Source organism: Micromonospora maritima (assembly GCF_902825405.1).
Taxonomy (GTDB): Bacteria; Actinomycetota; Actinomycetes; order Mycobacteriales; family Micromonosporaceae; genus Micromonospora; species Micromonospora maritima.
Map to the genome: position 1 here is coordinate 1 of NZ_CADEAU010000151.1, position 11,218 is coordinate 11,218.

At 74.1% G+C, this 11,218-nt stretch carries 9 protein-coding genes; 7 read left to right on the forward strand and 2 right to left on the reverse strand.

Annotated elements, in window-relative coordinates:
- From HUW36_RS15715 to HUW36_RS15730, 4 genes are all read left to right on the forward strand, one after another.
- On the forward strand, positions 1-300 hold a 300-nt coding region (locus HUW36_RS15715; RefSeq protein WP_174528856.1), incomplete at its 5' end, for a helix-turn-helix transcriptional regulator.
- Between the two features lie 68 nt (positions 301-368).
- The gene (locus tag HUW36_RS15720) at positions 369-3,725 is read left to right on the forward strand and encodes an NACHT domain-containing protein (RefSeq protein ID WP_174528857.1); all 3,357 of its coding nucleotides are present in this window, start codon (positions 369-371) and stop codon (positions 3,723-3,725) included.
- Positions 3,726-3,818: 93 nt separating this feature from the next.
- Positions 3,819-4,190: a VOC family protein gene (locus tag HUW36_RS15725; RefSeq protein ID WP_174528858.1), complete on the forward strand. Its 372-nt coding sequence runs from the start codon at positions 3,819-3,821 to the stop codon at positions 4,188-4,190.
- A 219-nt stretch (positions 4,191-4,409) separates the two neighbouring features.
- A complete protein-coding gene (locus HUW36_RS15730; RefSeq protein ID WP_174528859.1) occupies positions 4,410-7,433 on the forward strand; it encodes a carbohydrate binding domain-containing protein in 3,024 nt (1,007 codons plus the stop codon).
- Between the two features lie 111 nt (positions 7,434-7,544).
- Here HUW36_RS15730 and HUW36_RS15735 read toward each other — a convergent pair whose 3' ends face one another.
- Positions 7,545-8,000, reverse strand: coding sequence for a hypothetical protein (locus HUW36_RS15735; RefSeq protein WP_174528860.1), 456 nt, complete (start codon positions 7,998-8,000; stop codon positions 7,545-7,547).
- 182 nt (positions 8,001-8,182) lie between these two features.
- On the opposite strand from HUW36_RS15735, the gene HUW36_RS15740 reads away from it, so the two are divergent.
- Entirely contained in the window at positions 8,183-9,076 is an 894-nt protein-coding gene (locus HUW36_RS15740) for a Vgb family protein (protein WP_174528861.1), read from the forward strand.
- Between the two features lie 96 nt (positions 9,077-9,172).
- On the opposite strand, the gene HUW36_RS15745 is transcribed toward HUW36_RS15740, so the two are convergent.
- Complete coding sequence (locus HUW36_RS15745) at positions 9,173-10,102, reverse strand: S66 peptidase family protein (protein WP_174528862.1); 930 nt, start codon at positions 10,100-10,102, stop codon at positions 9,173-9,175.
- Positions 10,103-10,168: 66 nt separating this feature from the next.
- On the opposite strand from HUW36_RS15745, the gene HUW36_RS15750 reads away from it, so the two are divergent.
- Together HUW36_RS15750 and HUW36_RS15755 are read left to right on the forward strand one after the other, a co-directional pair.
- On the forward strand, positions 10,169-10,936 hold the full coding sequence (locus HUW36_RS15750) for a type 1 glutamine amidotransferase (RefSeq protein ID WP_174528863.1): 768 nt from the start codon (positions 10,169-10,171) through the stop codon (positions 10,934-10,936).
- A 1-nt stretch (position 10,937) separates the two neighbouring features.
- The coding region (locus tag HUW36_RS15755; protein ID WP_174528864.1) for a hypothetical protein at positions 10,938-11,218 on the forward strand (281 nt) is incomplete at its 3' end.

Consider the following 11,218-nt stretch of genomic DNA (forward strand, 5'->3'; position numbering starts at 1 on the left):
CCGGGCACGCCCGTCCCGGCCGCCGTCGCCGACGCGGTCGCCGCCGGGCGCGTGCTGCGCCTGCGGTACGCCGACCGCGACGGCGCCGACTCGGCGCGCGACGTGGAACCGCTTGCCTACCTGGGCAACGCGACGCACTGGTACCTGGTCGCCTGGTGCCGGCTGCGCGACGGGGTGCGCTGCTTCCGCACCGACCGGATCCGTTCGGTGCGCCCGCTGGCCGAGCCGGTGACCCGGGAGCTGCGCCCCGACGACCTCGACCTCCCCGTCGACCGGGTCCGCCCGCTCACCCTGGTCTGAAACCCGACAGCGTTTCCGGTCCGGATGGGGGAGGCTGGCGGGTCTGCCGTCCCGGGGGAGGAACGCGCGTGCCCGACACGCTCAGCTACGCCGACGCCGTACGCCTGTTGGGCGGGGAGAAGAGCAAGGTCGTCGACTGGTTCGACAGGCTCACCGGCGGGGTGCTGCTGGCCGCAGCGGTCCCGGTGCCGGCGCTGCTCGGCCTCTTCGACGCCAAGGCGGAGTTCGTCCGGCTCGGCCACGAACTGATGCGCGGCGTCTCCGAGAAGCGCTCCGGGCTGTCCCGGTACGGGCGCACGCGGCGGCTGGAGGCCGCGCACGCGGTGATCGCGGTGACCGCGTTCTTCGAGGCGCTGGCCGAGGCGGACCTGCCGTTCGACTTCGCCGACCTGGAGCTGCGCCGGTCCGAGCAGCTGGCCCTGGCGGGGGCGGGGCCGAAGGGCAGCCCGTCCGCCGCACGGGTGCTCTTCGAGATCCCGGCGCCGCTCCCCGCGCCCGAGGTGCCCTACGCCAGGCTGCGGGACGCGCTGCGGACCCACTACCTGATCGTGGTCGGGCGGGTCGAGGAGTTCGTCGCCGGGCTGGCCGTGGGCGACCGGCTGACCGACGGGGAGAAGCAGTCGCTGCGGCAGGCGCTGGAGCGGATGCCGGACGTCGCCGTCGAGCGCCATCGTGACCTGCTCACCGCCTTGGCGGCGGACTTCCCCGAGGTCGGGTTCTGGGCCGGGCTGCACGAGCACGAGGCGACCCGTGTCGAGGTACGGCAGCTCGCGGTCGGGCTGGTCGAGCTGCGCGAGACGTTGGCGACGATGGCCACCGGCGGCACGCCCAGCGAGTGGCGGGAGGCGTTGGCCCGCTCGTACCGCGCGCAGCTCGACCGCCCGATCATCAACTCGGGTGAGGTGCCGGACGGCCTCCGGGTACCGGCGCTCGGTCTCGCGTACGTGCCACCGTCGTACCGGGTATCCGCACTGGGCGAGCAGTCGCGGTCGGGGGACGAGGCGTGGTGGACGGTGCCGCCGGCCCGCGAGGACCTCGTCGAGTTCCTGATCGGGCATCTCACCTCCCCACGGGCGGTTCGTGCGCCGTTGCTGGTGCTCGGTCAGCCCGGTTCCGGCAAGTCCGTGCTGACCCGGGTCCTCGCGGCCCAGCTGCCGGCCCGTGACTTCCTGGTCGTCCGCGTGGTGCTGCGGGAGGTCCGGCTGGAGGCGGACCTCCAGGATCAGATCGAGCAGGCGGTCCGGGACGCCACCGGGGAGCGGTTGCCGTGGCCCGCGTTGGCGCGTTCGGCCGGGGACGCCCTGCCGGTGGTGCTGCTGGACGGCTTCGACGAACTGCTCCAGGCCACCGGCGTGACCCAGACGGACTACCTGCTCAAGGTGGCCGAGTTCCAGCAGCGCGAGATGGACCAGGGGCGACCGGTGGCGGTGGTGGTCACGAGCCGGACCAGTGTCGCCGACCGGGCCAAGCCACCGCCGGGGACCGTCGCGCTGCGGCTGGAGCCGTTCGACCCGGCACGGGTGGCCCGCTGGGTGACCACCTGGAACGCGGCCAACGCCGACGGCTTCGCGATGCTCGGGGTGCCGCCGCTGGATCCGGCGGCCGTACTGACCCACCGCGAGCTGGCCGGGCAGCCACTGCTGTTGCTCATGCTCGCTCTCTACGCCGCCGACGGCAACGACCTGCGGTTGGCCGGCACGCTCGGCCGGGGCGAGCTGTACGAGAGGTTGCTGCGCAGCTTCGCCCGCCGCGAGGTGGTCAAGCACCGGGAGGGGCTGTCCGAGCGGGAGTTGTCCCGCGCCACCGAGGCGGAGCTGCGCCGGCTCGCCGTGGTGGCCTTCGCGATGTTCAACCGGGGCGTGCAGTGGGTCACCGAGGAGGAGTTGGAGGCGGATCTCGGCGAGCTCGCGTTCCTGGCGGGCGGGGCGCCGCAGGCTCGCGCCGACGGCAGCCTCCGGACGCCGTTGCGGGCCGCGGAGATCGTGCTGGGGCGCTTCTTCTTCGTCCACCGGACGCAGGCGCTGCGGGGCGACCAGCGGACGGAGACGTACGAGTTCCTGCACGCCACGTTCGGCGAGTTCCTGGTCGCCCGGACGACCGCGCTCGTGCTGGAGGAGTTGGCCGCACGGGAGGCGGCGACGACCATGTTGCGGAGCGCGTCCGTGGACGACGATCCACTGCACGCGTTGCTGTCGTTCGCGACCCTGACCGGGCGGGCGCCGATCGTCGCGTTTCTCGTCGAGGCGCTCCGGTCGGCCCCCGACGATCACGCGGCGGGCGTCCTCGACGTGCTGCTGCGCCTGTTCCGCAACGTGCACCACGGACGGTCCGGGCGGGAGTTCGCCGCGTACCGGCCCCGGGCGCTGTCGGTGCCCGAACGGCACGCCGTCTACAGCGCGAACCTGCTCGTGCTGGCGCTCTGCGTGGTCGAGGAGCTGTCGGGCGGTCAGCTCTATCCGGCGGAGCCGGACGTGCGGGTGCCCTGGACGCGACAGGCGCTGCTCTGGCGCTCGCAGCTCGCCGAGGGCGAGTACCGGAGCCTGGTGAACGCCGTCGCGCTGGACCGTCGGGGCGACGGCCGGCGCCGGGAGATCGGCCTGAGCCTCGCCGCGGAGGGATGGCGGCCGCCGGACGTGGACCTCGGGTGGACGTTCCCATCCACGTCGTCGTCGGAGTCGACCTGGTTGCAGGTGGAGTCCGGACCGGACGCCGCCTTCCTGCGTTCGGTGGCCAACTTCGAGTGTGGCGTCGCCGGTGACGCGGTCCAGCACGCGCTGGAGCCGCTGACGGAGATGTTCCCGCCGGGGTTCGCCTGGGTGGTACGCGGAGACGGCGCGGAGCAACGGTCGGTGGGTCGCATGCTCGTGACGACGGTCCTGGGGATGCCGGGCCTCGGGCCCGCGGACCGGGCGGCGCACTATCGCGTGGTCGCGTCGATGGTGATCGCCTTCCACGGCTCGGACGAGCGGGACGAGGTCGACATGGCGGTGGTGCTGCTGGACCGGCTCGCCGCCGATCGCGTGGTGACCCGGGCCGCGGCGCTCGCGGTGCTGAACAGTCTCGAGTTCGTGGCGACCGCAGGGGACCGCGCCGCCGGCGCCTTCCTCCGCTGTTGCCTCGCGTTGATCGGCGCGGACGACCCGGAGACCCGCCAGGTCGCCGACATCGTGCGACGAGCGTTGCACGCCGACCAGGGCACGTGGAGCGCGTACACCGAGGAGTTGGCCGCGGAGGCCGTGGTCCGCCTCTCCGAACTGGGGATCGGCCGGTTCCACTTCAGCCCGGCGGAGGTCGGCCGGCTGTCCCGGCTGTTCGCCGGACGCCGCCCGGATCTCGTCGACCGGATCCGACCGCTGGTGCTGGCTCCCGTGCCGGCGCCACCCGCCCGCGGACGGGCGTTGTCCGGCGGTGACGCGGCCGTGTGATGCGGAAACACCGACAGGACGGTGTCGCGGCGGCCGGTCAGGCTGACTGCTGACGACGCCGGCCGGACGGCCGGCGCGACGACAGGAGGCAGCATGTCCAGCACGCCCGTGACCTGGTTCGAGATCGGCTCCGACCGGCCGGACGAGGCGCAGCGGTTCTACGCCGACCTGTTCGGCTGGACCTTCGAGGAGCAGGGTGGCCCGGGTGGGTCGTACCGGCAGACGGCGGCCGGCGGTGAGCGGGGGATCGGCGGCGCGATCCGGGGCACCGACTCCGCCGCCGACAACTACGCCGTCTTCTACGCCCAGGTGACAGACGTGGCGGACACCTGCCGCCGCGCCGAGTCGGCGGGCGGCACCGTGCTCGCGTCGCCGGTGACGACGCCGAGCGGGCTGACGCACGCCCGCCTGCGCGACCCGTCCGGCAACCTGCTGGGCGTCTTCACCCCGCCGGCCGGGGGCTGAGCGCGCTCCGGGCGCGGTCGTCGCGGGGTCGACGACCGCATCCGGAAGCGGGCCGCAAGAGACGTGCGACCGATGCAAGGGGTTGCACCCATCGGTCGCGGTGAACATCTGGTTTCGTTCGATCGAAGCTGGTAACTTCCTGGCACCACGCGTCGCAAGTTCTTGCAACGCCTTCATCCCCTTGCGCCCGTCGTGGGGCGTGGGTGTCAGGAGAGCGCCATGAGGGGCACGACCACCACCACCCGCCGCCGCTGGGGAGCGCTCGCGCTCGCCACCGGCGTGCTCGCCGCGCTGCTGCCGTTCACCGCCGCCGCGGCGGCGAACACCGTCACCGTCTACTACCAGCCACCGACCGCCTGGGGCGCGTCGGTCAACATCCACTACGGCGTCGACGGGCAGGCCTGGACCGCCGTGCCCGGCATGCCGATGGACACCGCCTGCACCGGCTGGCGTCGCCGGACCGTCGACCTCGGTGCGGCCACCGGCCTCCAGGTCGTGTTCACCAACGGCAGCGGCGTCTGGGACAACAACAACGGCGCCAACTACCGGCTCGGCGCCGGTACGGTGACCGTCGCCGCCGGCCGGATCGGCACGGGCGACCCGTGCGCGACGGCCACCCCCTCGCCGACCCCGTCCGCCACCCCGACGCCGACGCCGTCCGGCACCGCCGGGAACACCGCCGAGGTCTGGTACCACCTCACCCCGCGCGGCTGGACCTCCGCCAACCTGCACTACCGGCCCACCGGCGGCACCTGGACCACCGCGCCCGGCGTCGCCATGGAGACGCGCTGCGCCGGCTGGGCCCGCCGGATCGTCGACCTCGGCGCCGCCACCGGGCTCACCGCCGCGTTCAACGACACCGCCGGCACCTGGGACAACAACGGCGGCGCCGACTACACCATCGGCGCCGGGCGCAGCGTCGTCGACAACGGCCGGGTCACCGCCGGGGCCGGCGACCCGTGCGCGCCGGTCGTGCCGGACACCGGACCACCGTCCACGCCGGGTGGGCTCACCGCCGTCGCCGACGGGCTGGCGGTCACCCTGAGCTGGACCGCCGCCACCGACGACCGGGCCGTCACCGGCTACGAGCTGACCCGCACCGGGGGCGCGGGCGCCGTCACGGCCACCAGCACCACCACCCGCTACGTCGCGTACGACCTGCGGCCCGCCACGACGTACACCTGGACGGTGCGGGCGCTCGACGCGGCCGGCAACCGGTCGGCGGCGAGCGCGCCGGTGTCCGCGACCACCGGCAACCCGCCGGCCGGCGGCGCGCCGCTCGGCGGCGACCCGCGCGAGGACAGCATCTACTTCGTCCTGACCGCGCGGTTCGCCGACGGCGACCCGGCCAACAACCGGGGCGGCAGCCAGCACGTCGCCTCCGGCAACGCGGCGAACGACGACCCGATGTTCCGGGGCGACTTCAAGGGGCTCGTCGACAAGCTCGACTACATCAAGGCGCTCGGGTTCTCCGCCATCTGGATCACGCCGGTGGTGCTCAACCGCTCCGACTACGACTACCACGGCTACCACGGCTGGGACTTCTACCGGGTCGACCCGCGGCTGGAGAGCGCCGGCGCGTCCTACCAGGACCTGATCGACGCCGCACACGCCAAGGGCATCAAGATCTTCCAGGACGTGGTCTACAACCACAGCTCCCGGTGGGGTGCCAAGGGCCTGTTCACGCCCACCGTCCACGGCACCCGCGACGACCAGTGGAAGTGGTACTACGACCAGCAGCAGGCCGGCCGCGAGTACGACCCGATGGTCGAGGCGACAGGCAGCGACCCGGCGCTCACCCCGGCGCAGAACGCCAAGGCCAAGGGCCGGCCGTACAACGGCGACCTCTGGTCGTCCGCCGCGCCCGCCGGCAACCAGTGCCTGAACTGGGGTACGCCGACCGGCGGGCGCAGCGCCGAGGGCTACACCCTCTACCAGTGCCAGTGGCCCACGCCGACCAGCAAGCTCTTCCCGGCCGACAGGTACCACCAGTGCTGGATCGGCAACTGGGAGGGCGAGGACGCGCGCAGCTGCTGGCTGCACGAGGACCTGGCCGACTTCAACACCGAGAACGCGCAGGTGCAGCGCTACCTGATCGACGCGTACAACCGGTTCATCGACATGGGGGTGGACGGCTTCCGGATCGACACCGCCGTGCACATCCCCCGGGTCACCTGGAACCGGCGCTTCCTGCCCGCCATCCAGCAGCACGCCGTGTCGAGGTTCGGCGAGAAGGGCAAGGACTTCTACGTCTTCGGCGAGGTCGCCGCGTTCGTCAACGACAAGTGGAACCGCGGCTCGGTCAACCACTCCGCGCAGTTCTTCACCTGGTCGGAGCGCAGGGAGTACAGCCCGGACGACGTGCGGGCCGCGATCGAGCAGTACGACTACGAGCAGCTGCTCGGCCCGAACGGGCAGCCCACCACCGACAACGCGTTCCTGCGCGGCAACGCGTACCACGCGCCGGACCACTCGCGGTTCTCCGGCATGAACGTGATCGACATGCGGATGCACATGAACTTCTCCGACGCCGGCAACGCGTTCGGCAACGGGAGGGACTCCGACGACAGCTACAACGACGCCACCTACAACGTGGTCTACGTCGACAGCCACGACTACGGGCCGAACAAGTCCGCCACCCGCTACACCGGCGGCACCGACGCGTGGGCGGAGAACATGAGCCTGATGTGGACGTTCCGCGGCATCCCGACGCTCTACTACGGCTCGGAGATCGAGTTCCGCAAGGGCGCCCGGATCGACTGCGGGCCGAGCTGCCCGCTGGACACCACCGGCCGCGCCTACTACGGCGACCACCTGGCCGGCAGCGTCACCGCCGCCGACTTCGGGGTGGTCGGCTCGGCCAGCGGGGCGGTCGCCACCACGCTCGCCCAGCCGCTGGTCAGGCACGTGCAGCGGCTCAACCTGATCCGGCGGGCCGTGCCGGCGCTGCAGAAGGGGCAGTACTCGACCGAGGGCGTCAGCGGCGCGATGGCGTACAAGCGGCGGTTCACCCAGGGAGCGGTGGACAGCTTCGCCCTGGTCACCGTGTCCGGCGGCGCGACGTTCCGGGGCGTGCCCAACGGTCGGTACACCGACGCGGTCACCGGCGACGTGAAGACGGTCACCGACGGCACGCTCACCGCCTCGGTCAGCGGCAAGGGCAACCTGCGCGTCTACGTGCTCGACCTTCCCGGCAACCCGGCGCCGGGGAAGGTCGGCGGGGACGGGCCGTACCTGCGCTGACGAGGGTGTGGCGGGGTCCGGAGGCGTCCGGACCCCGCCCTCGCCCGGGTGGCCCCGCCGAGGCCGGCCGGGAGGGAGGTGCGGCCGGCGAGGGGAGGCGGGGCCACCGGATCACTCGCCGGGCCTGCCGTCCTGGCCGTGCCAGCCGCGGTGGCCGGCCCCGCCCGGGCCGGGGAACACGCCCGCCTCGGCGGCCTTGAGCACCGCGTCGGCCTGCTCCTGGGTCAGCTTGCCGTCCGTGACGGCCTGGTCCAGCCGCTCCTTCAGGGCGGCCTGCCGGTCCTGCGTCGACGGCGGCTGCGGCCGCTCCGGCCGGTCGGCCTGACGCTGCTCCCGGAGCTTCTCCAGCGCCGCGGTCACCTTGTCGGCCGGCACCCCCAGCTCCGTGGCGAGCGCCTCGGCGAACTCGGCCTGCCGGTCGGCGTGCCGCTGGTCGGTGCTCGTGCCGGCGCTCGGAGCGGGGCTCTTGTCGTCGGCGAGCGCCACCGTCGGGGCGGCGATCCCGACGCCGAGCACCCCGGCGGCGGCGAGGCCGACCAGCAGGCGCTTCCTCGTCGTACGGATCATGCGGTTCTCCTGTTCGGTGGTGGTGCGATGACGTCACCGACAGTGACCGCCGGAGCTGGGGGCAACCCGTGGCGAACCTGTCAGCGAGCTGGCAATCAAGGTCTGGATCCGGACAAATGCGGTTGCGAGGCCGCTGCGCCGGCCGCGACGCTGGGCGGACAACCGACGGAAGGGCACCCCTCATGACACAGCCCGTCATCCGCGAGGTCGCGCTCACCGGGCCGGGCTCCGGCCCGTACGCGATCACGGTCGGGCCGGACGGCGCGCTCTGGCTGACGCTGGCCGGCTCCGGCGGCGTCGCCCGGCTCGGCCTCGACGGCGAGGTGCGGACCTGGCGCGCCGACCCGCCGGAGAGCCGGCCGCTGATCATCACCACCGGCCCGGACGGCGCGCTCTGGTACACCCGCTCCGGCGACCACCGGCTCGGCCGGATCACCGTCGACGGCGGGACCGGCTCGGTCGCGCTCCCGCCCGGTTGTGCCCCGTGCGGCCTGGTCGCCGGGCCGGACGGCGCGCTCTGGTACGCCGGCATGGGCGACGACACGGTCGGCCGGGTCACCGTCGACGGGGAGGTCGCCACGTTCCCGCTGCCGGTCGCCAAGGCGTTCCCGTCGATGCTGGCCGTCGGCCCGGACGACGCGCTCTGGCTGACGCTCAACCAGGCGAACGCGATCGCCCGGGTCGACCTCGACGGGTCGGTGCGGGTGCACCCGCTGCCCACCGACGCGGCCGGCCCGGTCGGCATCACCCGGGGCGGCGACGGCGCGCTCTGGTTCGTCGAGATCGCCGCCGGGCAGCTCGGCCGGATCACCCCGGACGGGCGGATCGACGAGTTTCCGCTGCCGGACCGCACGTCCCGCCCGCACGCGATCGTCGCCGACCCGGCCGGCGGCTGCTGGTTCACCGAGTGGGCCGCGAACCGCGTCGCCCACGTCGCCCCCGACGGCCACGTCACCACCCACGACCTCCCGACACCCGCCTCCGAACCCCACGGCCTGACGGTCACCCCCGACGCCTCCGTCTGGGCCGCCCTGGAAACCGGCGCCGTCGCCCACCTCCCCCCGGGGTCGCGTTGATCATGAGGTTGGCGGCAGTTGTGGATCTCCAAACCGCCGCCAACTTCATGATCGGCGGGGCGGGGCGGGAGGGGAGGGGAGGGGAGGGGCTGAGGGTCAGCGGACGGCGGGGGTGACCGTCAGGGTTCCGGTGGTGGTGTCGAGGACGGCGGGGGTGCCTACCGGGACGGTGAGCTGGCCGGGGCCGTGACCGACGGGGAGGCCGCCGAGGACCGGGACGCCGAGGTCGCCCAGGCGGTCGGTGAGCACGTCCACCACGGTCGTGTCCCAGCCGTCGGCGCACTCGGTGAACTGGCCGACCGCCACCCCGGCCAGCCCGTCCAGGGCGCCGCAGCGGCGCAGGTGGGTGAGCATCCGATCGATCTTGTACGGCGGTTCCTGCACCTCCTCGACCAACAGGATCGCGCCGGCCAGGTCGGGCATGTCCGGGGTGCCGATCGACGCGGTGATCAGGCACAGGTTCCCGCCCAGCAACCTGCCCTCGGCCCGGCCGGGCACCCGCACCGGATACGTCTCCTCCGCCTCGACCGCCGCGACGGTCACCGGTTCGGTGCGGGTCAGCGCCGCGTGCAGCGATTCCGCGGAGCGGACCGGGGTGCGCTCGTCCCGCCAGGCGGCGCCCGGACCGTGCACCCCGGCCAGCCGCGCGCCCCGCCAGAGCGCGAACTGCAACGCGGTGATGTCGGAGAAGCCCGCCACCACCTTCGGGTCCCGGCGGACCGCTGCCATGTCGATCAGGTCGACCACCCGCTGCGCCCCGTAGCCGCCCCGGGTGCAGACCACGCCCCGGATCTCCGGGTCGGCGAACGCCGTGTTCAGGTCCTCGGCCCGCAGCGCGTCGTCGCCGGCCAGGTACCCCCGCCGGGCGTACGCGTTCGGCGCGGGCACCGGCCGCAGGCCCCAACCGGTGAGCAGCTCGATGCCGCGGGCCACCCGCTCCGGGCGGGTCGGGCCGGACGGCGACACCAGCATCACCGCGTCGCCGGGACGCAGGGCCGGTGGGCGCAGGCAGTCGTCGGTGGACACGACCGGGAGCCTAGTGCGGCCGAGCCGGACCGTCCGCCGTCGGGCGTACCGGCTAGCCTCGACGTCGTGGCGACCGCGCTGGTGATCGAGAACGACCCGACCGACGACCTCCGCCGCCTGGGGGAGTGGCTCACCGAAGGGGGCCTGGAGCTGCGCGTCGTGCGCCCGCACGCCGGCGACGCGCTCCCCGCCGACCTCGACGGGTACGCCGCCCTGGTGGTGCTCGGCGGCGACCAGCAGGCCTACCCGCTGGCCGACGACAGCCCCGGCGCGGCCTGGTTCCCGGCGCTGGAGGGGCTGCTGCGCAAGGCGGTCCGCCACCGGGTGCCCACGCTGGCGATCTGCCTCGGTGCGCAACTGCTCGCCACCGCGCACGCCGGCCGGGTCGAGCGCAGCCCGTCCGGGCCGGAGATCGGTCCCACCGTCGTGGGCCGGCGCGACGCCGCCGAGACCGACCCGCTGTTCCGCTACGTGCCGCTGATGCCCGACGTGCTCCAGTGGCACGCCGACGAGATCACCGAGCTGCCGCACGGCGCGACGCTGCTCGCCGCCTCCACCCGCTACCCGCACCAGGCGTTCCGCCTCGGCGACCGGGCCTGGGGCCTGCAGTTCCACATCGAGTGCGACACCGCGATGATCGCCGAGTGGTCCCGCGACTCGGCGACGCTGGCCGAGCTGGGCTACGACCCGGAGCTGGTGGTGGCCGCCTGCGACCGGGCGATGGCCGACGTCGAGGAGGCGTGGCAGCCGTTCGCGATCCGGTTCGCCGCGCTCGCCCTCGGCGAACTCGGCGACGACAGCACCCGTCGCAGCCTGCCGCTGCTCGGGGCGTGAGGTGACCCGGCCGGCCCGCGGGCGCCTGGCCCGCTACGGCTTCGCCGAGGGCGACGGCGCCACCCGCGCCGCGGACCTGCTCGGCCCGGACGGGCTCGACCTGTGGCGCCCAGAGGCGCAGGAACCGGCCGACGAGCCCGCCGCCGAGCTGCTCACCGCGCTGTCCCGGGCCGCGGACCCGGACCTGGCGCTGCGCCAGCTGCATCGGCTGGTCGAGTCGGAGCGGCGCACCGGGGACGAGGCGGCGGTCCGCGACGCGCTGGCCGCCGACCCCGGGCTGCG